This is a genomic window from Novosphingobium sp. (assembly GCF_965229225.1).
Lineage (GTDB): Bacteria > Pseudomonadota > Alphaproteobacteria > Sphingomonadales > Sphingomonadaceae > Novosphingobium.
On the sequence record NZ_OZ245867.1, the window covers coordinates 3109826 to 3133309 of the forward strand.

The 23484-nt window shown below is 66.2% G+C and carries 22 protein-coding genes; 7 read left to right on the forward strand and 15 right to left on the reverse strand.

Annotated elements, in window-relative coordinates; all coding sequences use genetic code 11:
• Nucleotides 1–46: 46 nt before the first annotated feature.
• Entirely contained in the window at nt 47–1747 is a 1701-nt protein-coding gene (locus tag ACO06X_RS14450) for a retroviral-like aspartic protease family protein (RefSeq protein WP_421836932.1), read from the forward strand.
• A gap of 12 nt (nt 1748–1759) precedes the next feature.
• Here the strand turns inward: ACO06X_RS14450 and ACO06X_RS14455 are convergent, their stop codons facing one another.
• The 4 genes from ACO06X_RS14455 to ACO06X_RS14470 form a co-directional block, all read right to left on the reverse strand.
• Nucleotides 1760–2134, reverse strand: a complete 375-nt coding sequence (locus ACO06X_RS14455; protein ID WP_421836933.1) for a hypothetical protein — start codon at nt 2132–2134, stop codon at nt 1760–1762.
• Between the two features lie 153 nt (nt 2135–2287).
• A complete protein-coding gene (locus tag ACO06X_RS14460; protein ID WP_421836934.1) occupies nt 2288–3973 on the reverse strand; it encodes a flotillin family protein in 1686 nt (561 codons plus the stop codon).
• Nucleotides 3974–4007: 34 nt separating this feature from the next.
• On the reverse strand, nt 4008–4625 hold the full coding sequence (locus tag ACO06X_RS14465; protein WP_421836935.1) for an OB-fold-containig protein: 618 nt from the start codon (nt 4623–4625) through the stop codon (nt 4008–4010).
• A 64-nt stretch (nt 4626–4689) separates the two neighbouring features.
• Nucleotides 4690–5361: a glutathione S-transferase family protein gene (locus tag ACO06X_RS14470; RefSeq protein ID WP_421836936.1), complete on the reverse strand. Its 672-nt coding sequence runs from the start codon at nt 5359–5361 to the stop codon at nt 4690–4692.
• Nucleotides 5362–5709: 348 nt separating this feature from the next.
• Here ACO06X_RS14470 and ACO06X_RS14475 point away from each other — a divergent pair, with 348 nt between their 5' ends.
• The gene (locus tag ACO06X_RS14475) at nt 5710–7575 is read left to right on the forward strand and encodes an ABC-F family ATP-binding cassette domain-containing protein (protein WP_421836937.1); all 1866 of its coding nucleotides are present in this window, start codon (nt 5710–5712) and stop codon (nt 7573–7575) included.
• Here the strand turns inward: ACO06X_RS14475 and ACO06X_RS14480 are convergent.
• The 9 genes from ACO06X_RS14480 to ACO06X_RS14520 form a co-directional block, all read right to left on the reverse strand.
• Nucleotides 7565–8314 carry a ParA family protein gene (locus ACO06X_RS14480; protein ID WP_421836938.1) on the reverse strand — a complete coding sequence of 250 codons (750 nt, stop codon included), beginning with the start codon at nt 8312–8314 and terminating at the stop codon, nt 7565–7567. The two genes, ACO06X_RS14475 and ACO06X_RS14480, sit on opposite strands and share 11 nt — an antisense overlap.
• 149 nt (nt 8315–8463) lie before the next feature.
• The gene (locus ACO06X_RS14485; RefSeq protein WP_421836939.1) at nt 8464–8733 is read right to left on the reverse strand and encodes a hypothetical protein; all 270 of its coding nucleotides are present in this window, start codon (nt 8731–8733) and stop codon (nt 8464–8466) included.
• A 35-nt stretch (nt 8734–8768) separates the two neighbouring features.
• Nucleotides 8769–9212, reverse strand: a complete 444-nt coding sequence (locus tag ACO06X_RS14490; protein WP_298166752.1) for a chemotaxis protein CheW — start codon at nt 9210–9212, stop codon at nt 8769–8771.
• A 28-nt stretch (nt 9213–9240) separates the two neighbouring features.
• The gene (locus ACO06X_RS14495) at nt 9241–9612 is read right to left on the reverse strand and encodes a response regulator (protein ID WP_054121927.1); all 372 of its coding nucleotides are present in this window, start codon (nt 9610–9612) and stop codon (nt 9241–9243) included.
• Between the two features lie 21 nt (nt 9613–9633).
• Entirely contained in the window at nt 9634–10197 is a 564-nt protein-coding gene (locus ACO06X_RS14500; RefSeq protein ID WP_421836940.1) for a chemotaxis protein CheD, read from the reverse strand.
• A gap of 4 nt (nt 10198–10201) precedes the next feature.
• Nucleotides 10202–11260 carry a chemotaxis-specific protein-glutamate methyltransferase CheB gene (gene cheB, locus ACO06X_RS14505; protein ID WP_421836941.1) on the reverse strand — a complete coding sequence of 353 codons (1059 nt, stop codon included), beginning with the start codon at nt 11258–11260 and terminating at the stop codon, nt 10202–10204.
• Nucleotides 11257–12126 (reverse strand): CheR family methyltransferase, encoded by an 870-nt coding sequence (locus ACO06X_RS14510; protein WP_421836942.1) that lies wholly within the window; start codon nt 12124–12126, stop codon nt 11257–11259. The genes cheB and ACO06X_RS14510 overlap by 4 nt, the downstream gene beginning before the upstream one ends.
• The gene (locus tag ACO06X_RS14515; protein ID WP_421836943.1) at nt 12123–14300 is read right to left on the reverse strand and encodes a chemotaxis protein CheA; all 2178 of its coding nucleotides are present in this window, start codon (nt 14298–14300) and stop codon (nt 12123–12125) included. Before ACO06X_RS14515 ends, ACO06X_RS14510 begins: the two co-directional genes overlap by 4 nt.
• Entirely contained in the window at nt 14297–14557 is a 261-nt protein-coding gene (locus ACO06X_RS14520; protein ID WP_421836944.1) for a chemotaxis protein CheX, read from the reverse strand. The genes ACO06X_RS14515 and ACO06X_RS14520 overlap by 4 nt, the downstream gene beginning before the upstream one ends.
• A gap of 200 nt (nt 14558–14757) precedes the next feature.
• On the opposite strand from ACO06X_RS14520, the gene ACO06X_RS14525 reads away from it, so the two are divergent.
• The 5 genes from ACO06X_RS14525 to ACO06X_RS14545 all read left to right on the forward strand — a co-directional run bounded on the left by ACO06X_RS14525 (nt 14758) and on the right by ACO06X_RS14545 (nt 21643).
• Nucleotides 14758–15789: a chemotaxis protein CheB gene (locus ACO06X_RS14525; protein WP_421836945.1), complete on the forward strand. Its 1032-nt coding sequence runs from the start codon at nt 14758–14760 to the stop codon at nt 15787–15789.
• Between the two features lie 231 nt (nt 15790–16020).
• Nucleotides 16021–16671, forward strand: a complete 651-nt coding sequence (locus tag ACO06X_RS14530; protein ID WP_421836946.1) for a helix-turn-helix domain-containing protein — start codon at nt 16021–16023, stop codon at nt 16669–16671.
• Nucleotides 16672–16908: 237 nt separating this feature from the next.
• On the forward strand, nt 16909–17847 hold the full coding sequence (locus tag ACO06X_RS14535; protein WP_421836947.1) for a GGDEF domain-containing protein: 939 nt from the start codon (nt 16909–16911) through the stop codon (nt 17845–17847).
• Between the two features lie 144 nt (nt 17848–17991).
• Complete coding sequence (locus ACO06X_RS14540) at nt 17992–20472, forward strand: TonB-dependent receptor (protein WP_421836948.1); 2481 nt, start codon at nt 17992–17994, stop codon at nt 20470–20472.
• Nucleotides 20473–20773: 301 nt separating this feature from the next.
• Entirely contained in the window at nt 20774–21643 is an 870-nt protein-coding gene (locus ACO06X_RS14545; protein ID WP_421836949.1) for a cobalamin B12-binding domain-containing protein, read from the forward strand.
• A 3-nt stretch (nt 21644–21646) separates the two neighbouring features.
• Here ACO06X_RS14545 and fliS read toward each other — a convergent pair whose 3' ends face one another.
• The gene (fliS, locus tag ACO06X_RS14550; protein ID WP_421836950.1) at nt 21647–22024 is read right to left on the reverse strand and encodes a flagellar export chaperone FliS; all 378 of its coding nucleotides are present in this window, start codon (nt 22022–22024) and stop codon (nt 21647–21649) included.
• Complete coding sequence (gene fliD / locus ACO06X_RS14555) at nt 22024–23463, reverse strand: flagellar filament capping protein FliD (protein ID WP_421836951.1); 1440 nt, start codon at nt 23461–23463, stop codon at nt 22024–22026. Before fliD ends, fliS begins: the two co-directional genes overlap by 1 nt.
• Nucleotides 23464–23484 lie beyond the last annotated feature (21 nt).

Sequence of the window (23484 nt, forward strand, 5' to 3'; positions counted from 1 at the left end):
CCTGTGCGGTCTGGCGCAGCCGGTTTTCGCCAAGTGCACGGTTGGCATGGTGGCGCGGCTTCCGGTGACGATGGAGGGGCCGCGCGCGACGGTCCCGGTCGAGGTCAACGGCAGGACGACGAACTTCTGGCTCGACAGCGGGGCGTTCTACAGCATCATGTCAAAGGCGCGGGCGACCGAGCTGGGGCTCAAGACGGCGAGCATGCCGCCCGGTTTCTACATCAGCGGCATCGGCGGCGATGCGACCGCCGAAGTGACCACGGTCAAAGCGTTCAAGATCGTGGGGCAGGAGCTCAAGAACCTGCAATTCCTTGTCGGCGGCAGCGATGCGGGCAATGCCCTGATCGGGCAGAACATTCTTTCAGCCTTCGACACCGAGTACGATCTTGCCAATGGCCACGTGAACCTGATCCAGACCAAGGACTGCCGCGACGTGAACCTGGCCTATTGGGCCGAGGGCAAGCCCGTCGCCATGGCGGACATGTTCAAATCCGATAGCGAGCTTGATCGCCACATCCGCGTGAAAGGCGAAATCAACGGCAAACCGGTCACGCTTCTGCTCGATACCGGTGCCACGGCGAGCTACCTCAACCGCTCCGCTGCCGAGCGGATCGGCATCGATTTCAGCGCGCCCGGCGTGGTGCAATCGGAATCCACATCAGGCTTCGGCAAGAGCTTTCGCCGCACCTGGATCGTGACCTTGAAGACCTTCGGGATCGGCGGCGAGGAAATCCGCAATACGCCGATCCGCGTGATCGAGAACAAGGGGGACAGCCCGAATTACGATGTGCTGGTGGGGGTGGACTTTTTCCTCTCGCACCGCCTGTTCGTCTCACCGGCGGGGCGGCACGTTTTTCTGACATACAACGGCGGGCCGATCTTCTCGATGACGACCGATGGCGAGATCGGTGCGCGTTCGACGCGGGCGGAGGGCGGCTGGGGTATGGACAACACCGAGGCGCCCAAGGATGCGGCAGGCTTTGCCCAGCGCGCCAGCGCACGCGCCTCGCGCGGGGACTGGAAGGCCGCGAGCGCGGATTACGACCAGGCGATCAAGCTCGAACCCGGCAAGGCGGCGTACTGGCAGAGCCGGGCCAATGCGCGGTGGCGTTCTGGCGATGATGCCGGGGCGCGGGCCGATTTCGACAAGGCGATCGCGCTGGCACCGAATGACGCCGATCTGGTTATCCAGCGCGGCTTCCTGCGTCTGCGTGAGGGCGACGAGAAAGGCGCGCTGGCCGATGCGGAAGCGGCGCTGGCCGGCTATCACGAAGGCTCGCTCGAGCGGCTGGCGGCGGTGGCGCTGTTCGACCGGCTCCACCGGGCAGACCGTGTGCTGGCGCTGATCGACCCGATCATCGCCTTGCACAAGAGCGACAACGAACTGGGCAATCTGCTCAATACGCGCTGCTACAGCCGGGCACTCGCCAACATTGAACTCGCCAAGGCGCTGGCGGACTGCAACAGCGCGATCAAGCGCAACGGCCCGATCGCCGCCTTCATCGATAGCCGAGCCATGGTGAAAGTGCGGCAGGGCGACCTTGCCGGAGCACTTGCCGACTATGACGACGCGCTGACCAAGGCACCGAAGCAGGCGGCCTCGCTCTACATGCGCGGCTGGGCGCGGCGCGCCGCCGCGAACGGGGATGCCGAGAAGCTGAAGCTGGCCGAGGCGGACCTTGCGGCAGCGAAGGCAGTCGATGCGGAAATAGCGGAGCGGTTCACGCCTTACGGGTTTGCGCCCTGAGAAGGGGAACGGTCAACGCGCCGGGCAGGGGAAGCGCTTGCGGAAGAGATCGCCGACTGCTGCCGAAACCGGAATGCGGGGCCGCGCTGCAACGGGGTAGCTTTGCATATGCGCGATGAGCTCGTCGCTGTTGAGAGCGGCGCGTTCTGGCGGGCAGGCGCTGGGCTTGCCGGTGGCGGCCTCTGCCTTGAGCTGGCGGCGGAAAGCCTGGGCAGAGCCGGTGACTTCGCCCTTGAGCAGGCCGACATCCGACGAGAACGCCGCCATCAAACCCTTGGCTTTCAGCGCTTCGACCTTGGCGAGGAAGGTGGCCACGCTCATCGATCCGGGCATTGATCCTGGCTGGGCAGCGGCTTCGGCGCAGACTGGTGCGGGCTGAGCGGCCATGGCTGCGAGCGCAAGGCAGATCGAGGGGAATTTCACGGAGGGCCAGACCTTTCGCGAGGGGAACGAGATTGCGCTGTGGCTCTTTGCGACGGGAGCCATGCGTTGCGCTTTACGGCGGCTAAATCCTGCGAAACTTTGGCTCCGGGTGCGGACTCAGTCGGGCTTCGGTGGGGCTGAAGGGGCCGGTTCGGGTGCGGCGCCGCCGGCAAGCATGCCGCCCATCGACGCACCGTTCATGCCGAGTTCGCCGAGGAGCTGATCGATCAGCGGGCCGCCCACGCGGTAGCGCAGCGCGGCGGCTACGGCCGCGTCCGCGAGATTGCCGGGTTCGCTGCCGCCCTCGGCAGTCGCCGCATTGCCGTGGAGGCCGCGCGCATCGACGATGCTGATCTTGTCGATATTCTCGATCGGCTTGCCTGCCGCCGCGATGATGGCAGGCAGCGCTTCGAGGATTGCCCTGCGCAGCAGCAGGTTGGTCTGCGCTTCGCCAAGGAGATTGGTCGCCTCGTTCAGCGCGGCCTGACCGGCGGCATCGACCCGGAACGCGGCCTCACGGCCATCGGCGCGCAGCTTCTCGGCCTCGGCCGCAGCGGCGGCTTCGGTGCGCAGCGCGGCGGCGCGGGCTTCGGCGGCTTCCTTTTCGGCCGTGGCGGAAACCGTGATGCCGACGGCTTCTTCCTGCGCGCGCTGCGTGGCGGCGATCACGGCCACGTTCTTGTTGCGGTTGGCGATTTCGGTCGCCTTGGCGGTGGCGACGCTTTCCTCCGCGCGCACCGCGAGCGCGCGCGCTTCGTTGGCCGCCGCGGTGGCGGTGGATTCTTCTTCCGACTTCTGCGCGGTCTGCACTGCGGTGGTGATGCGGGCGATCTCGATCGTGCGGTCGCGTTCGATGGTCGCAGTCTGGATCGCCCCGTCGCGCGCGATGGTGGCGGTCTGGATGATCTTGTCCGCCTCGGTCTGGGCGACGGTCTGCGCCTGCTGCGCGGTGATGCGGGCAATCTCGGCAAGCCGGGTCTGCTCTGCCTCTGCCGTGGCGATGGCGGTCGCCTGCTCGGCCCTGAGCGCGGCGAGCGTCTGCTCCTGGCTAAGGCGGGCTTGCTCGGCGGCCTGCGCGATTTCGAGCGACTGGTTGTTCGCCTCGAGGTTGCGCTGCTCGATCTCCACGCGGTTGGTGGCGACGATATCGTTGCGGATCTTCTTGCGCTCTTCGATGGTGCGGGTCAGCACCGTCAGGCCTTCGGCGTCGAAGGCGTTGTTTTCGTTGAAATGTTCGAACGCGGTCTGGTCGAAATGGGTGATGCTGACGGATTCCAGCTGGAAACCGTTCATATCCAGATCGGTCATCAGCGCTTCCTGGACCTTCTGGATAAAATCGGCGCGGTTGGCGTGGAGGTGCTCCATTGTCATCGTTGCGGCGACCGAGCGCAGCGCTGAAACCAGCTTGCCATCGAGCAGCGACTTCACCGCATCGGGGCTGTTGACCGAATCGCCCAGCGTCTGCGCAGCGGCGGCGATCGACTGCGCATCGGGCTTCACCTTGATGTGAAACAGGCCGACCACATCGACGCGCAGCTTGTCCAGCGTGATCAGCGCATCCTTGTTGAGGCGCGAGACTTCGAGCTTCACCGTCGTCAGGCGCACCTGCATCAGTTCGTGCAGCACGGGAATGACCATGATGCCGCCGTTGAGCACGACCTTTTCGCCGCCGAAGCCGGTGCGGATCAATGCGACGTCCTTGGTTGCGCGGCGGTAGAGCCGGGTGAGGATGATCCCGATCACCACGAACGCGAGCAGGATTATGCCGGCGTAAATCAGGATATTGATCAGGGAATCAGGCACGGTCAGCTCCGGTTTGCTTGAGCGGTGTGGTGTATCAGATCGAACGCAGAAGGGTATTGCGCTCGGGCAGCACGAAATAGACTGGGCCTTCGCGGCGGACGACCAGCACGGTTTCGCCCGCCGCGATGGCTTCGGATGCGTCGTGCGGTTCAACAAGGATGAAATGGGCCTGACCGTGCGCGTCCACCACCTTGGTACGTGCGGGGGCATCGCGGCGCGCGGTGCCTTCGAGAACGGTGCCGCGCAGACGGACGAGATCGTCGGCCGAGACCACGGTGCTCTCGAACCCGGGCATTACGCGCGCGAGGCCATTGGCGGCCACGGTGTTGAGCGGGATTGCGGCCACGACGGCCCCGGCGCAGGCCATCCACCACGGCAGGGGCGATCCGGCAAGCGAGCCTGCCGTCTGCTGGATTGCAAGGCCGACCAGCGTGAAGCAGGCGAGCAGCGAGGTGAGCCAGATCAGCACCGGCATATCCTCGCTCAGCCCGAGCCAATCGAGCAGGCCGACATGCGCATCGCCATCGATATCGGCGCCGAGATCGAGATGCCCGAGGCCTAGCCCGAAAGCTTCGATAAGGCCGATACCGATCATCACGACAAAGGCGAGCGCGAACGGCAGGTAGGGCGGCGAAAGCAACTGCGCGAGCATTGGCGTGTGATTACCACGCGGCTCGGGCGATGTCAGGCGTCTTGTCGATCGATTTTGGCCCGACTTACGCGTTCACATCCGCGTAGTGGGAGGGCGGCTGGATCACGTCCATGCGTTCAGTGAGGAGGGGGCGGAAGCTGGGGCGGCTCTTGAACACGGAGTACCAGCTGGCGGCCTGTTCGTGCAGCGACCAATCGATCCCGCCGAGGTAGTCTGCCACCGAGATCTGCGCCGCGGCGGTGAGATCGGCGAGGCTCATCGTGCTTCCCGCGAGCCAGGGGCGGTTATCGATCAGGTAGTCGATGTAGTAGAGGTGATCGTTGGCGAGGCGCATCGCATCGCGCAGCACGCGGCTATCGGGCGACTGGCGATAGACGAGGCGCTTCTTCATGCGTTCTTCCAGCAGGGGCTGGGTGACGGCGGCGAAGAAGTTTTCATCGAACATCGCGACGAGGCGGCGGATTTCGGCGCGGCCGGCGGCGGTGCCGTTGATCATCGGGGCCTTGTCGACCGTTTCCTCGAAGTATTCGCAGATCGCGCGGCTGTCGATCAGGGTGATCTGCTTTTCGGGGTTGTGCAGCACGGGCGTGCGGCCTGCCGGGTTGAGCTTGCCGAACTCGTCGCGGTGCTCCCACGGGTTTTCGCGGATGAGTTCGTAGGCCACGCCCTTTTCAGCGAGGAGCAGGCGCACCTTGCGGCTGAACGGGCACAGCGGGAATTGATAAATCTGCCACATGGTTCGCTTGCATGTACGCCGGGGCATGGCGAAGTCCAGTGCGGGCGGACGCGTGGGGGTGGAATTTTCGGAGGATAGTCGCGAAGGTAAACGGGGTTTCGTGCGGGGATGCGGTGAGAAGAGAAGGGGGTTCGCGCAGAGAGCGCAGAGGGCCGCAGAGGCGCAGAGATGTCGCGGCCGCGGCGAAGCTGCTCTCTAAAGGAGAGCTTTGCGCCAGACGCGACGTTCCGAGGTAAGGGCGGCTGCGCCGCAAGGCCAACCCCTCTGCGTCTCTGCGGCCCTCTGCGCTCTCTGCGCGAAACGTCCTTCTTCTTTCCCGCCGCGCTTACCCCTGCTAGGGGGCGCGCCATGCTGACAATTCAGGGCCTCACCGTGCGACTGGGCGGGCGCACCATTCTTGACCGCGCCAGTGCGACGATCCAGCCGGGTTCCAAGGTGGGGCTGATCGGCCGCAACGGCGCGGGTAAATCGACGCTGATGAAGGCAATCATCGGCGAGCTTGAGCCCGACGACGGCGGGATCGAGATGCCCAAGCGCACGCGGCTGGGCTATATCGCACAGTCTGCGCCCGCCGGTTCAGCGACCCCGTTCGAGACGGTGCTGGCCGCCGATACCGAGCGCGCGGCGCTGATGGCGGAAGCGGAGACCTGCGAGGACCCGGATCGGCTGGGGGCCGTCTATGATCGGCTGATCGCGATCGATGCCTATACGGCGGATGCGCGGGCGGCGCGCATCCTGATCGGGCTGGGCTTTGACGAGGCGATGCAGGCGATGCCGCTCGACAGCTTTTCGGGCGGGTGGAAGATGCGCGTGGCGCTCGCCTCGCTGCTGTTTTCCGCGCCCGACCTGCTGCTGCTCGACGAGCCTTCGAACCACCTCGATCTCGAAGCGACGCTGTGGCTGGAAAGCTTTTTGCAGAGCTATCCCGGCACGATGGTGGTGATCAGCCACGAACGCGATCTGCTCAACAATGTGGTCGATACGATCCTCCATCTGCAGGGCGGCAAGATCGCGCTCTATGCGGGCGGGTATGATGCGTTCGAGCGGCAGCGGGCCGAGCGGGCGGCGCAGTTGGCGGCGGCCAAGATGGCGCAGGATGCGCAGCGCAAGAAGCTGGCGGACTACGTGGCGCGCAATTCGGCGCGCGCATCGACCGCCAAGCAGGCACAGTCGCGCGCCAAGATGCTGGCGAAGATGCAGCCGGTGACCGCGATGATGGAAGACCCGACGCTGAGCTTCGGGTTCCCCGATCCGGACGAACTGCGCCCGCCGCTGATCACGCTCGATCTGGCGGCGACCGGATATAGCGCGGAGAAGCCGATCCTGCGGCGGCTGAACCTGCGCATCGATCCCGATGATCGCATCGCGATGCTGGGTCGCAACGGCAACGGCAAGACCACGCTGGCGCGGCTGCTGGCGGGCCAGCTGGCAACGAGCGAGGGCGGGATGACCGCTTCGGGCAAGCTCAAGATCGGCTATTTCACGCAGTATCAGGTGGAGGAACTGCCTTCGGATTCGACGCCGCTGGAGCTGATGACGCGGGCGATGCCGGGCAAGACCCCGGCGGCAGTGCGGGCGCAACTGGGGCGCTTCGGCTTTTCCGGCCCTCGCGCCGAATCGAAGACCGCGACATTATCGGGCGGCGAGCGGGCGCGGCTGGCGCTGGCGCTGGTGACGCGCGATGCGCCGCATCTGCTCATCCTCGACGAGCCGACCAACCACCTCGATGTCGATGCGCGCGAGGCGCTGGTACAGGCGCTGAATGACTATGCCGGCGCGGTGATCCTGATCAGCCACGACCGGCACATGGTGGAACTGACCGCGGACCGGTTGGTGCTGGTCGATGGCGGGACGGCCAAGGACTATCCGGGGAGCATCGAGGACTACATCGACTTCGTGCTGGGGCGGAACCAGCCGAAGGGCGATGCGGGCAAGGGCGGCAAGGGTTCCGGCAAGGGTGGTGCCAAAAGCCGCGAGGACATGAAGGCGCTGCAAAAGGCGGTGAGCGAGGCCGAAAGCGCGGTCGGCAAGGCGGAAGCGCGGCTGGCGGCGATCGATGCGGCGCTGGCAGGGAGCGGCAAGCCGGCGGCGGATCTGGCCGGGCTGGGCATGGCCGAACTGGGGCGCCAGCGGCGCGAGGTGGCGGATCAGCTTGCGGCGGCGGAGGCGCGCTGGATCGAGGCGGGCGAGAAGCTGGATGCCTTCATGAACTGAGCGCTTGCTGCATCGCAAGCTTGGCTTCGATCCCGTCCCACAGGCGCTGAAGGCGGGCGTTGATATCGCTCGATGCGGCAAAGGTGCCGATGGGTGCGCGGCGGGCGGCGGTCTGCTCGATCTGGCTGGCCATGGGGATCACCGGCCAGCCGGCGGCAAAGCCCGTGTGGACCTCGCGGTGCAGCTTGCGCCGGGCATCGTACATCGAGAGCACCGGCAGGATCGGCGGATGGCGCGGGTGGCGCTCGAGAATTTCGGCCTGGATCATCGGCAGCGCGCGCGCCGAGAGTGGTGAGGGCGGCAGCGGCACGATCAGGAGATCGGCGGCGGCGAACACTTGATCGCTGATCTCGTTCAGCACCGGCGGACAATCGACGATGATCCGGGTGTAATCGGTGGCGAGCAGAGCTGCGGTGCGGGCCATGCGCTTGCGCTTGCCGATGCGCGCGAGCGTGGCGGGGAGACTGCGCATGCTTTCATCCGCCTGCAGCACGGCAAGGCCGGGATAGCGGCTGGGGACGATGAGATCGGCGGGTTTGTTGTCCTTGCGGAACACTGCGGCGGCGTTGCTTTCGGCGCGGTCAGGCAGGCCGAGGAGCCAGCCCGCGCCGCCTTGCGGATCCAGGTCCCAGAGCAGCGTGGCATGATGGGAGCGGATGGCGGCGCGCCAGGCCATGTCGACCGCCAGAGTGGTTTTCCCGACGCCGCCCTTCACGCTGTAGACTGCGATGACCGCCATGTTTGCTGCATTTCCTTCGCGACCGCTTGCATTGTGCGGAAGCGCGCGGGAATGGCAAACCCAATTGTGTTGCGGCGTTCGGCCGTCTCGCCCCGGGACATCGAAAAATAGGGACTGCGAAAAATGGGGACTGTCCCTATTTTTTGTACTCAGCGCAGCAGGCGCATGCGTTCGCGCAGGATATCGAGGCCGATGCGTTCGACTTCGGTTTCGAGGCAATCGGCGTGGAGCAACTTGGCCAGGCTGCGCTGCTTCTGCGCGATGAGATCGATGGCCTGCAGGCTGTCCATGTGCCGCATGGCCACGTCCATATCGCCGCAGAGCGAGGCGCCGAGCGCCTCGACTTCCTGCGACAGCTCCTCGAGCACCAGTGCGATCTGGCGATGCGAGGCCGTATTGGCGGGGGCCGTGGAGGCCATTGCGGCGTTTCCCTTGATGGAGGACAAATGCGGGATCAGGCGGCAGCGGCGAGCTGCGCCCCGTCGCTGAGCGCGAAGAGGTTGAGCACCATCACCATCTTGTCCTCGATCGCGGCAAGCCCTTCGAGGAAGGGGACCACGCTATCGTTGCCGACACCTGGAGGCGGGGCCTGCAAGGTCTGATCGGGCACGGTGACGATATCGCTGACCGAATCGACGATCCAGCCGCCGACCTGCGCGCCAAGCTGCGTGACGATGATCGCGTGGCGCGGAGTCGGCTCGGTCGCGCGCCAGCCGAGGCGGGCGGCGAGATCGACCACCGGGAGCACGGTGCCGCGCAAGTTGACGACCCCCGCGACATAGTGCGGCACACGCGGCAGGCGCGTCGTCGGTGTCCAGGCGCGGATTTCGCGGATCGACATGATGTCGAGCCCGAAAACCTGGCCCTCGACCTCGAAAGTGATGAGTTCGCGGATCATCGTGGGGGTTCCTTGGGAGCGAAGGGGATCAGTGCGCGACGCGGCGTACGGCAGCGACGAGCTTTGCGGCATCGAAAGGCTTGACGATCCAGCCGGTCGCTCCGGCTTCGCGGGCGCGGGCCTTCTTCTCGTCGGAGCTTTCGGTGGTGAGCACGAGGATCGGGCGGTCGCGGTGGCGGGTACCCTCACGCAAACGCTCGATCAGGCCGAAGCCATCGAGGCGCGGCATGTTGATATCGGTGATGACGACATCGACCTCGTTGAGCGCAAGCCAATCGAGCGCGGCGAGGCCATCTTCGGCCTGCGCCACCTCGAACCCTTGCGTCGAGAGCGCATGGTTCAGCAGCGCCCGCATGCTCGGGCTGTCGTCTACAGTCAGGATTCGGGTGGTTTGGGTCATGCTGGGGCTCGCTTGTTGCAATCAGAAGAGTTCGACATCGCCGGACGCGCGTTCCGGACGAGTGGTGGGATTGACCGGCGGGGCGAGGCGATCCTCGACCGTACGGCAGCGGATCTGGCCGGAAGCCGGACGGAAATCGACGCGGCGGGCGTTGGTGCCGCCCAGGTCCTCGCGCATCACGATGATGCCTTCACGCTGGAGGAAGGCTTGCGCAAACTCGGCATTGGCGGTGCCGATGCGCATCATGTTGCGGTTGACGTTGGCCCCGCCATAGAGGTGGGCGCGCAGGCGCGATTTGCGCGCGCCGATGCCCAGCATCTGGTTGACCAGCAATTCCATGAGATAGACGCCGTAGTGTTCATCGACGGCGGTGGTGCCGGCAAGCCCGGCGGGCGGCTCGGCCAGCAGAAAGTGGTTCATGCCGCCGACGCGCGCCTCGGGATCATAGAGGCACGAGGCGACGCAGCTGCCGAGCACGGTCGAGAATTCGATCTGCAAATCGCAGCTGACCAGCGCCTGACCCTGCATCACGGTCACACGCTCGATCGGGCGATCAAGGGATTCGAGGATGCGGCGTTCGAACATCGGATCAGGCCGCCTTGCTGAAGGCGTGGCGGGCGATTGTGCCGATCGGCGCGACAACCCCGGCGGCGCCGAGCGCGATGGCGGCGCGCGGCATGCCGAACACGGTGCTGGTCGCCTCGTCCTGCGCGATGGTGCGCGCGCCGGACCGGGCGAGCGCGAGCAGACCCTCTGCGCCATCGGTGCCCATGCCGGTGAGGAGGATGCCGACCGCACCCGCGCCGACCACTTCGGCGACCGAATGGAACAGCACGTCGACGCTGGGCAGGTGGCCGGACACCGGTTCGCCCCGGCGCAGGCGCTGGTAGAGATGGCCGCTGCGGCCGCCGACGGAGAAGTGGCGGTCATCGCCCGGCGCGATGTAGACGTGCCCATCGAGCAGCGGCAGGTCCGGCTCGGCCATCACGATCTTCGGCGGGCAGGACTGATCGAGCGTGCGCGCGACGGCGGGGGCGAAGCGTGCGGAAATGTGCTGGACGATCACGGTGGGCGGGCAATCGGCGGGAAAGCCGCCGAGGAGGACCTGCAGCGCCTCGACCCCGCCGGTGGAGGAGCCGATGGCGATGAGGCGCGGGCGTTCGACGAGCGCCGGGCTGCGGGGCGCGGTGGAAGTGCGCGGCGGCGTGGGGGGAGGTGGTGCAGGCCGGGTGACGAAGCGCACCTTGGAGGCATCGCGGATGAGATCGGCGAGCTTGCCTTCGTCATCGAATGCGTAGCCGCTGGAGCCTCCGCCCTTGGCATAACATCCAACGGCACCGATCGCGAGCGCGCGGGCGGTGGTTTCGGCGCCCTCGTGGGTCGAGCCGGAGACGACGATGACGGGCGTGGGGCGCAGCGCCATGATCTTCTCGAGGAAATCGAGCCCGTTCATGCCGGGCATCTCGACATCGAGCGTGACCACGTCGGGATCGAGTTCGCGGATCATCTGGCGGCCTTCCGCCGCATTGGCCGCAGCGCCGACGACAATGATGTCGTCCTCGCGTTCGAACCGGGCCTGAAGAATGGCGCGCATCGTCGGCGAATCTTCGACGATCACGACGCGGATAGGCTTGCTCACTCGGCTCATGCCTCGCTCCGACGATAGATGGTGGGGCCCGCAGTGGCGAGCATCTGGAGGGCGGGGCCGGTCACGCGTTCGCTGTGGCCGACATAGAGCCAGCCGCCGGGCACGAGCGCCTCGGCAAAGCGCGCGACGAGGCGCTCCTTGGTGGGATTATCGAAGTAGATCATCACGTTGCGGCAGAAGATCACATCGAACTTGCCCTGCATCGGCCACTGGCCAAGCAGATTGAGCGTGCGGAAGCGCGCCAGCGAGCGGACGGTGGGGGCGATTTCGGTTTCCTCGCCCGCGGGCACGACCCAGGCGCGGACGAGCGGATCGGGCACGGCTTTCAATTCCTCGATGCGGTAGCGTGCGGCTTCGGCCTTGCGCAGCGCGTGGGCGGCGATGTCGCTGGCGAGCAGGCGCACGTCGGCGCGCGCGATGCGTTCACCGGCGGTGCGATCGGGGCCGAGCAGGGTCATCAGCAGCGACCAGGTTTCCTCGCCGCTCGAGCTGCCGGCCGACCACAGCCGTGCCTTGCCGCCGCGTGCGAGGTTTTCGATCAGGCCGGGGCGGACTGCGCTCGCGAAATGCTCGAAGTGGTGCGCCTCGCGGTAGAAGAAGGTGTGGTTGGTGGTGAGCGCCATGATCGCGCGGTTACGCTCGGCGGCGTCCTCGCGGATGCGCAGGATGTAGGAGCCGAACGTGGCGCAGCCCGAATCGCGCACCAGCGGAGCGAGGCGCGAATAGACCAGCATGGCCTTGCCCTCGGCGAGCACGATCCCGGCCTCACGGTGCGCGATCTCGCTCACCGCGGCGAAATCGGCCGCGCTGTAAACGCCGGGGCTGATGCCGGGCAGCGTTTCGGGAAGGGCGAGCGTGGCGCTCATGCGGCTTCCGCGATCAGGGGGCTGGGCAACGCGCTCAGGCTCTGGCCGGAAAGGCTGCGCGCGACCAAGCTGTCGACATCGACGATGAGCGCGACCATACCATCGCCGAGGATGGTGGCGCCCGAGACGCCTTCAACCGAGCGGTAGTGCGTATCGAGGCTTTTGATCACGACCTGGCGCTGATCGTAGATCGCATCGACGAGGAGCGCGGCGCGCCCCGCACCTTCGGTTTCGACCACGATCAGCACGCCTTCATGCGCCTGCTCGATCGCGCCCTGCGCGCCGACAGCGGCGTGGAGGGGCAGCACGGGAATGAACTTGCCGCGCACGTTGATCATCGCGCGGTGCGCGCCGAGGCCCTGCACTTCTTCCCGGGTGGGGCGCAGGCTTTCGACGACGTTGGCGAGCGGCACGACGAGCGTCTGATCGCCTACGTTGACGACCATGCCGTCCGAGATGGCGAGGGTGAGCGGCAGGGTGAGCGTGAAGGTGGTGCCGCTGCCAGGCTCGCTGTCGATGGTGATGCGGCCGCCGAGTTCCTTCACGTTCTGGCGCACCACGTCCATGCCGACGCCCCGGCCCGAGACATTGGTGATCGTGGCAGCGGTGGAGAAGCCGGGGGCGAAGATGAGGTGGTCGATCTCTTCCTTCGAGAGCTGGGCATCGGGGGCGATGAGGCCCTTTTCGACGGCCTTGGCAAAGACGCGCTCGCGATTGATGCCCGCGCCATCATCGCCAATGCGGATGAGGATGCGGCCCGAGCGGTGCTCGGCGGAAAGGGTAAGCGTGCCTTCGGCGGGCTTGCCGGCGGCGATGCGTGCTTCGGCGCTTTCGATGCCGTGATCGACCGCGTTGCGGATGAGGTGGGTGAGCGGCTCGCCCAGGCGTTCGATCACGGTCTTGTCGAGCTCGGTGCTTTCGCCCGAGACTTCGAGGCGGACGTGCTTGCCGGTGGAAGTGGTGAGCTCGCGCAGGATGCGTGGCACGCGGCTGAACACGGAGCCGATCGGCTGGGCGCGGATCGACATCGCCGATTCCTGGATGTCGCGCGTCAGGCCTTCGAGGATGGTGAGCTCTTCCTTCACCGCGAGGCCATCGCCAGCAAGGCGCTGCGCCATCATCGCTTGGGCGATGACGAGTTCGCCGACCGCATCGATCAGCTTGTCGAGCTTGCCGAGTTCGATGCGGATCGACTGGCCAAGTGCGGGGGGTGCGGGCGGGGCAGGGGGAGCGACGGCCGGGGTGGGTGCGGCGCCGGGCTGCGCGGCGGCGGGGGCAGGCGCGGCCGGGGCGGCCACCGGGGCGGGAGGCGGGGCGGGGCGCACGGCGGGCATCGGCGCATCGCTGCCGATGGCAAGCCCGCAATCATCGCCGACGAATTCGAAGATCTCGCGCGCGGAGGCTTCGCTCACATCGGCATCGAGCGCGAACGCCCAGCCGAGATAGCCGGTACCGGGATCGAGCGTATCCAGCGGAGGCACGGCGCCGCAATCGCATTCGATGCAGCGCGCACCGAGCGCGGCGAGTTCGCGCAGGAGCAGCAGCGGTTCGCCGCCATTGCGCATGGCACCGGCGTGGGGCCGGACCTTGAGCAGCCACGCAGGAGCGGGGGCAGGCTCCGACGCGGGCTTGGGGGCCTCCATCGCGCCGGTGATGTCATCGAGCATGGCATCGAGATCGAAGGGATCGCTGCCGGTGTCTTCGTCTGCGGAGGTGGTAGCGGGGGAGGCGGTGATGGGTTCGGGCGCAGTGGGCGCGGGCGCGGGCGCGGGCGCGGGGGACGGGGCCGCGCCCGCATTGGCCGCCTGCGCGGCGGTCAGTTCAGCGAGGAGGCCGACATCATCGGGCACGTCGGCAAGGCCGCGCGCGGCGCCGACGTGATCGCTCAGCGTATCGAGCGCGCGCAGGAGAAGGTCGACCAGCGGCTCGGTGATGGGGACTGCGCCTTCGCGCACATCGGAAAGCAGCGTTTCGAAGGTGTGGGTGAACGCCTGGAGCGCGACATAGCCGAAAGCACCCGCGCCGCCCTTGATCGAGTGGACCGCGCGGAACACGGCGTTGACGGTATCGCTGTCCTGCGTGCCGGCCTTGCAGGCGGCGAGGCCGGATTCGGCTGCTGCCAGCGATTCTTCGCACTCGGCGAAGAAGATGGCCTGGATTTCCTCGGAAGTCATGCCGCCACTCCATCAAAGAGTTCGGCTTCGAGGCCAAGCTGGCGGGCGGTTTCGCGCAAGTGGGCGGAAGGCTCGATCACCGCGCCATCGCCGGTGCGGCGCGCGCTGACGAGGAGCTGGAGCATGGCCTGCCCGATCTGGGTGCAATCGCGCGCATTGATATGGAGCGCGCCCGAGCCGAGCCCGGCCACCATCTCAGGCAGCAGGGCCTCGGCTGCGGCGCGGTCGCACCGGGGGGGCAGGGTGATCGTTGGCATAGAGGCGGCTTCCCTCGCTGGCCCCGCATCCGGGGGCACGCTTTCACCGTTGGCTTAGCGGGGAAGCGGCAAAGGTCGCCTTGCCCGGGACTTAAGGTGAGATACCTAACAGCGCGAGGAGAAATTGCAGGGAGACCGGGGGGTATCAACCCGCTCAAGCAGCGCCCATCGGCGGCGCCAACAGGAAGGTCAGCCTCCCCATGCACGAAGCCCGGGTCCTCGTGGTCGATGATTCCGCCGCGATGCGCGCGCTCTTTTCCGATATCCTCGACGAGGCGAAGAATGTCCGCGTCGTGGGTGTAGCGGCCAATGCCGGCGCCGCGCGCGATCAGATCGCCGAACTCAAACCCAATGTCATCACGCTCGACGTGGAGATGCCGGGGATGAGCGGGATCGAGTTTCTGGCCGAGATCATGGAAACCAATCCGCTGCCGGTGGTGATGCTTTCCAGCCTCACGCAGGCGGGGACTGAAACCTCGCTCAAGGCCTATGAACTGGGCGCGGTGGAATGCTTTCCCAAGCCGCTGAAGGCGACGCCGGAACAGTTCAGCAAGACCGTGGGCAAGCTCGGCAAGATCGTGCTCGCCGCCGCGAACAGCAACGTCCACGACCGCAAGGCACGCGCGGAGCAGAAGGCGACGGCTGATGTGCCCTTCGCGTGGAACGGCCATATTGCGGCATTCAGCGCCTCGATGGGCGGGATCGATGCGCTGACGACGATCCTTTCGCAGTTTCCCGCCAATTGCCCGCCGACGGTGGTGTGCCTGCAGGCCGAGCCGATGGTGGTCGAGACCTTCATCAAGCGGCTCGACACCGATCTCAAGTGCAACGTGCGCGCGGCCAAGGACGGCGCGAACCTGGCGCAGGGCACGATCCACATTGCCGCCGATCCCGACCGCCACGTGGTGGTGGAGCCCGGGAGCCCCGCGCGCATCCGCCTGATGGAGCGCGATCCGGTGGACGGCGTGCGGCCTTCGGCGAACCTGCTGTTCGGCTCGATTGCGCGCGGTGCCGTGCCGGCGGTAGGCGCGGTGCTGACAGGCATGGGCGCCGACGGCGCGCGCGGCCTGAAACTGATGCGCGACGCGGGGCAGCATACTCTCGTGCAGGACCGCGCGACCGCAATGGTTGCCGAAGCGCCCTCCGCCGCGATCGAACTGGGCGCCGCCGCGCGCGAGGTGGGCCTCAGCGATCTTGGCGGCGAGGTGCTGAAAGCTTGCGGGATCGGCTGAAACGCCTTGCCTGTTTCCCCTGAGGCGTTGCCCCCCGGAACGTCTGCCTATGGCCCGGAACCGCTGCGTGCGGTTCCGGGCTTTTTTCCGGGCCGACCGGGACTGCAAAGCGTGAGCCTGACGCAGGGCTCATGCCGGAATATTTGCCCGGAGCAGCGCATGGCGCTGCGCCGGTAACGCGATCTTAACGGCTTTGGCAGCGATCTGGGCACGAGGAGAGTGCCCCCGATCATGCTGATACCTGCCCATTTCGAAGACCTTCCGTTCGATCCGCAGCGCCCGCGCGCTCCGCGGCGGCAATTGCGGCTGGAATCGGAAGGTTCCACCGCCTCCGGCGAGACTGCGCGGGTGCTGATCCACAACATCTCGACCACCGGACTGCTGATCGAAAGCGCCGTTACGCTGGCCCAGGACGAACGGATCGAGCTGGCCTTGCCCGAGGTTGGCAATACCGCAGCGCATGTCGTCTGGATGAGCGAGAGCTTTTATGGGTGCCGGTTCGAAACACCGCTGCCCGCGAGCGCACTGGGCACACTGGAACTCTTCTCAAGGGTCATCAGCAAGGCCGCCCCCAGCGAGTCGGCTGATACCTTGCCGGTCCGAATCGCGCGGTTGCGCAAGGAGCAGGGGCTGACGCTCGAAGCGCTGGCCGCGCTCGTGAATGTCAGCAAGCCGACGGTCTGGGCGTGGGAGCAGGGCAAGACGCGGCCGACTCCCGAACGAATCGCCGCGCTCGCCAAGCTGCTCGGGGTGAACGAGGACGAGCTCCTGAGCGGGCGCGACGGCAATGCGCTGGCGCAGGCGCTGAACCAGGCGCGCCAGGTGGTCGCCGAGGCGTTTGGCGTCGATCCGGCGCGGGTGAAAGTGTCGATCGAGCTCTAGACGCGGCATTGCCCAAAAGAATCGCTTTACCCCGAATTAACCACTTTTCATCGTGATGATTCGCCGTTATCTAATTGAATTAACGGCCAAAAATTAGTCCTGTTAGCTAACTCGCCTAACTTTGGCCGCCCGCTCACGAGGGGGCGGATCATGGAATGAGGCGATCGTTTCGCTCGGGCGGGTCAGGGGGATCTTGGCTGCGCGGTCGGGTGTGCGGTCCTGATGGGGCAAGGGTGCATGCGGGCGGAATTCACGACGAGAGAACGTTTGGCGGCCTATGGCCTGCTGGCCGACCGTTCGACTGATATCATCCTCAAGACCGACTGCCGGGGCTTTGTGCTCGCCGCTTCGCCGGCGCTCGAACAACTGGACCTCGCGCTGCCGGCGATGCTGATCGGGCCGCATGTGCGGGACCTTGTTCACCCCGATTACCGGGATCTGATCGAGGAGGAACACCGCTTTGCGATAGCCGGGCAGGGCAGCGACGCGTGGCTTGAAATCCGCGCGGCCCGCGAGGAGCACAAGGGGCAGTGGTTCGAGTTTCAGGTGCGGCCGATGCCTGATCAGAGCGGCCGAATCGATGGCGCACTGGTGGTGATGCGCTGCATCGCCAAGCGCAAATCGCTGGAAGAGCGGCTGTTTGCTGCCGAGTTCACCGATCCGCTGACCCGCCTGACCAACCGCATCGCCTTTGTCGCGATGCTCGACCATGTGGTTTCCAAGCCGCACCAGGCCACGCTTGCGCTGTTTGACATCGATCACTTCATGCGGCTGAACATGCGCTTTGGGCAGCATGCGGGGGATGATCTGCTGGTAGCCTTCGCCGGGCTGCTGCGCGCGATGACGCGCAGCGACGACATCATCTCGCGCGTATCGGGCGAGCGCTTCGGGGTGATCATGCCGGGACTCCTGCCCGAGGCTGCGGCGGCAGCTTGCGCGCCGATCGTGGAAACCTTTGCCGAGGCGGGACGCGCGACCCTGGGCGGCACCTACGTCGTTTCGACCAGCGTCGGTATCGCCGGGATCGCGCTATCGGCGGACAACACCGTCCAGCAGGCCGAACTTGCGCTGTTTCTGGCGAAGGCCAAGGGGCGATCGCGGATCGAAACCAGCTTGAGGCCATCGGGTGGAAGCTCGCAAGGCGCATTGATCGACGGTCGCCCCGGATCGGCATGATGGGACGATCATGTACAAAAGTTAATATAAAAAACTCATTATGTCGCGGTTCTGTAACTAACAAAAGTCAAGTCCGCCCCGGTCTGACGGTGCATGGGGCAGCGCTCATCGCTGCCCCGCCCGTTTCCAGGGAGGACCTTACGAATGATGATCTGCAAGCCATGGACGCTCATGCTGGCTGCTTCCGGTCTGGCGCTGGCGAGCTCTGCCCATGCGGCTGAAACCGCGCCGGTTGCGGCACCCGCGCCAGCCGACCAACCCGCAGCTGAAGGCAGCACCAGCTCGGGCCTGACCGAGATCGTTGTCACCGCGACCAAGCGCGAGACGAACCTCCAGAAGACGCCCATCTCGATTTCGGTGATCGGCGCCGACATTGTCGAAAAGCGCCATGTCCAGAGCTTGATGGACCTTGCCGATGGCGGCGTGCCTTCGCTGCGCGTCGCCACGTTCGAAGCCCGCCAGTCGGCGCTGACGGTGGGCATCCGCGGTATCGTGCCGTTCGACCAGAACCAGGTGGCGCGTGAGCCGGGCGTCGGCGTCTATATCGACGGCGTCTATCTTGGCCGCTCGCAGGGGCTGAATGCCGCGCTGTTCGATGTTGCGCGGATCGAAGTGCTGCGCGGGCCGCAAGGAACGCTGTTTGGCCGCAACACCGAAGGCGGCGCGCTGAGCATCGTGACCAAGGCGCCTACGGGCGAATTCGGCGGGCGCGTTGAGGCCGGTGTGGGCAACTATGGTTCGTACAACGGCGCGTTCCACATCAACCTGCCGGCGTTTGCCAACTTCGCGGTGAAGGTGGACGGCCTGATCGATCATCAGGACGCGACCACGAAGAATCCGGCCAGCGGCCAGTACGGCTGGAACTACCACAACCGCGTTGGCGGCCGCATTGCCGGCCGGTGGACCCCGATCGACGGCCTTACGGTCGACCTTACCTATGATCAGGCGAAGGACGAGAACACGCCGTTCTACAGCCAGCTGATCAACTTCAACCCGAACGGATACGCTGTCGGCAGCTTCGTCGGCAGCAAGCTGGTGTGCCCGGGCAGCGCCCCCTGCATCGCCCCCAAGGCACCGCTGGTGCAGGTGAGCGGGAACCACCGCGTGTCGGTCGCCGACCTTGGCGTGATCCAGCAGCCGAGCATCGACGAGACGCACGGCTTCAGCGCGAACATCAAGTACAAGCTCACCCCCGACATCGAGCTGCGCTCCATCACCGCATGGCGCGGGGTGGAAACGCACCAGTGGGACGGTTCGGCCGGTGCGCATCGCAGCACGTTCGCGCCGAACGGCCAGTTTGGCCGCTACAGCCTGTCCGAGCTGTTCCAGCACCAGTTCAGCCAGGAGTTGCAGCTGGTCGGCAGCATTCCGCAGATCGATTTCGTGCTCGGCGGGTACTACTTCAACGAGCATGTGAACGAACGCGCGGCGACGCCGAACCCGATGCAGTGGAATGCGGATGGCACCGGCTACACCTTCGTCAATCAGGTGCCCGCCAATCCCACCGCGCCGATCACCTCGGGCAATCAGGGCTGGGACCGCGCCTACTGGTTCATCCAGCGTGACAGCGAGGCCGTGGGCAAGAGCTATGGCGCGTTCGGGCAGGCGACATGGACGCCGGCCGGACTGGATGTGCTGCATCTGACGGCTGGCGGGCGCTATACCCACGAAACCCGCAAGGGCGCGCTGACGGTGATCAACAACGCACCGTTCCTAGGCGGCAATCTTGATTACAAGAACAGCCGGTTCGATCCGATGGTGACGCTGGCATGGGACGCGGCGGAGGGGATCAACCTCTACGCCAAGTACTCGACCGGCTTCCGCGCGGGCGGTGCCAACTCGCGCTCGGGCTCGTTCCGCCAGTTCGCGCCCGAAGCGGTGAAGTCCTACGAAATCGGCGCGAAGACCGATTTCTTCGATCACCACGTGCGCCTGAACCTTGCCGGGTACATCATGGACCGCAAGGGCACCCAGATCGACTTCGATTTCGTCGACACCAACCGCTTCCTCAGCGACGGCGTGACGCCCAACCCATTCTTCAACAAGCACACCGAGGAAACCGCCAACGCGCCGGGCAATTCGCCGATCCGGGGCTTCGAGGCCGAACTGACCGTAAAGCCGATGGCGGGCCTGACGCTGGGTGCGAGCTATGCCTATACCGACGTGAAGGTGCCGGCGACGCCGAACCCGCTGGCGGGGCCCTTGTTCGGGATCCCCTATCAGGTGTTCACGGTCTACACGCCCAAGAACGCCGCATCGGGCTCGTTCGATTATGAACTGCCAATCGGGTCTGGCGGCATGGCGGTGATGCTGCACATGGATGCCAACTATTCCGATCCGACCTACAGCTTCCAGAACGAGAACGTTCAGACGGAATCGGCGTTCATCGTCAACGCGCGGCTGGCGCTGGCGGATATTCCGCTGACCACGAACGGCACCAAGGCGACGATCAGCGCCTGGGCGCGCAACCTCTTCAACGAGGACCACATCTATCGCCGTTCGAACGCGAACAGCGCTCCGACCGTGAACAACGATGGTTCACTGAACTATTCGGGCGTGCTGGGGGACTACGCCAACTTCAACCCGCCGCGCACTTTCGGCGTGCAGGCATCGATCAACTTCTGATCTAGCCGGGAAAACCTTTCGATGCGCAGACTCCCCCGACTGCGCAAGGGTCGGATGGAGGGGCCTGACGGCTCCTCCATCCTTCGAAAGGCCCGGTATCCTGCAGACTCCGGTGCCTAAGGCGGCCCGCTGCCCCGCCCGACGCGGCGAAGCACAGAATCTCTGACACTTAAGGGCGGGGGATAGCCTGAAACAGCCCTCGACAGGGTGGGGCGGATGTGGTGTCTTAGCTCTTAACGACTCGTAAGCGGTTGTGAGCGTTGGGGGAATTTTCGCCATGGGACGGGCGGCTAGGGTTGCAATGCCGGCGATTGATCGGCGGGGAATTGAAAGGCTCGAGGCGCATTTCGTCTCGCCCGAAGTCTATCGCCGCGATGACGTGGCCATCCGGCAATCGCGGCTGGCCGAGGTTGTGGCGGAGCGGATCATCCCGCAGTTGCTGCGGCTCCACACCGAAGTTCTGCCCGATGCACCGCCGGTTGAGCTGGTGGTCGAGGTGCTGGCGCCCAGCAGTTCGGATATCTCGGGCCTCGCGCATATCGTGCTGGGGAGCGATCTGGAGGCGGCGGTTTCCTATATCCTGGTGCTGCGCGACCGCGGCCTTTTGCTGGACACGCTGTTCCTCGAATTGCTGGAGCCGGCAGCGCGCCATCTGGGCCAGCTGTGGGACCAGGACGAATGCGATTTTATCGACGTGACGCTGGGCGTGGCGCGGCTGCAGAAGCTGCTCGCGATGTTCAACGGATCGCACCTGCTGCCGGGGCTCGACACCCGCCGCACCGTGCTGATGGCGATGACACCGGGGGACCAGCACTCGTTCGGCGCGAGCATGGTCCGGCGGTTTCTGGAAGGCGCGGGCTGGGACGTGGAATCCGCGTTCGACCGTAGCGCCGCCGAAATCGCCAAGGCGGCGAGCGCCCAGTGGTATGCCGTGGCGGGGCTGACCGTCGGTTCGGAACGCTCGCTCCCCGCGCTGGAGGAAACGATCCGGCTGATCCGACGGGAATCGCGCAACCAGATGATCGGCGTGATGGTCGGCGGCCCGGTGTTCACCGCCAATCCCGCGCTGGCACTGGAAGTGGGCGCAGACGGAACGGCGATCAATGCGCCGGCGGCGGTGCTGATGGCGCAGAAGCTGTTTGACGAAATGGCGCTGAAAACCGCGAACTGAGACTTAGTTCGCGGTGCCGAGCATCGCCTCGCGGATATCAAGGAGATCGGTGCGGATCGTTTCCAGCTGCCGGCCATCAAAACGCAGCGCATTATCGAGAATGGTGCGGCGCGCGGCCTGATAGAGCTGGAGCAGCGGCTGGCTGACGGGGTTCGTCGTATCGACCCCGAGTTCAAGCGCGGTGATAGCTGCAACGGCGCGGGTGAGCGCGGCGCTTTTGGCAGAATTGTCGCCATGGTCCTGCGCGTAGATCGCGCGGCCGAGCGAGCCGGCGGCCTGTTCGAGGCAGAGCGCGACAAGCTGGAGCGAGCTGGCACCCTTGACGCGCGCATCGAAATCGACGCGGCGGTAGGTTTCTCCGGGATCGCGGCGCAGCTGCATCAGTTGTTCGTCCCATTCCAGGCAGCGATCTGGCCCTGCAGGAACGAGAGCGTCGATCTCGAGCCGCTGATGTTCGTATCGAGCTTGGCGAAGCGCGAGACGAGGCGCTGGCGCAGGTCTTCCTGCTTGGTTTCCATCGTGCTCCTTTGTGTGCCGAGCGTGGTCTGCAGCTTGGTGAGCCGCGCGATCGAGCCGCCGAGCGTGGACGCGTCGGTGCTGGAACTGACGGTGCGGGCGAGTTTGTCGAAGGTGGCGTAGACGCCGTAGAGCCCGGTGGTGAACATTGCAGATGTGCCGATGGGATCGCGCTTCAGCGTGGCGTCGAGGCGCGTTGTATCGAGTGCGAAAGTGCCGTCGCGGTTGGTCTTGAGGCCAAGGTCGGCGAGCGTGGTGGGGGCGCCAGTGGCATTGGCGGGCATGACCTGCGCGCTGGCCAGGGTGGTGAGCTGGCGGCGCAGCGCGCGCGCGCCGGGATCGTTGCTGAGCGCGCCGGTGGTGGGGTCGGTATTCCGGTTGAGCTCTGATACCATCTCATTGAGCGCGGCGGTGAGATCCTGCATCGCGGTGGTGATCGCACCGCCCGGATCGCTGTAGCTGATCGCGGTGGGGGCGCCCGGGTTGGTGCCGGTGAGCTTGAGCGAGAGGCCGGGGGCGGCATCGGCGATCGTGTTGGACTTCGAGGTGCGCGCGACGCCATCGAGGAGGAAGGCGGCGTCGGTCGCGGGGGCCTTGAGGCGCGTGGCATCGCCCGAAGGGTTCCAGGCGAGCGCGGCGAGGCCGGGTTCGGTGGGGCTTTCGGCGGCCTCGAGGACGAAGCCGTTGGCCGCGCCGTCCTGCCCCTTGAGCACGAGCTGCGCGCCGCTTGTGCCAGTGGCGACATAGGCGGTTACGCCTGTGCCCTGGGCGTTGATGGCGCTGGCAACGCCGGCAAGCGTGGCGCCGGTGGGGATCGTGATACCGACGCCCGCGCGCGCGCTATCTGCGGTGAAGCTGCCGCCGCTGACGGTGCCAAAGCGCAAGGTGAGCGTACCCGCGCCGACCGGGGTGGTCTCGGCGGCGAAGGGCGGCGTGACGAGGGTCTGCGCCTTGGCGAGCGAGGTCACTTCGAGCGTCGTGGTGCCGCGCCCGGTGGCAGCGCCCTTGCTGACCTGCGCGATGGCGCTGTTCGCGATCTGCGGCGTGGCGGCGAGATCGCCGGTGCGCACGCGGTCGCCCAGCGAGGAGGCGAGGCTGGAGATCATGTTCTTGAGCGTGGAGGCCGACGAGATCTGGGTGGAGATCCTGTCCGACTTCGTGGTGATCTGATCGAGCCGCGCGGCATATTGCGCGTTGGCCAGCTGCTCGGCGAGCTGGGACATGTTGATTCCGCTGCCCGCGCCGAGCGTGGACACCAGGTTGGCGGTGGCCGAGGTCGAGGAGGTGGCGGAGGTGGTGGGCATGCTTTCCAGAACGGCGATACG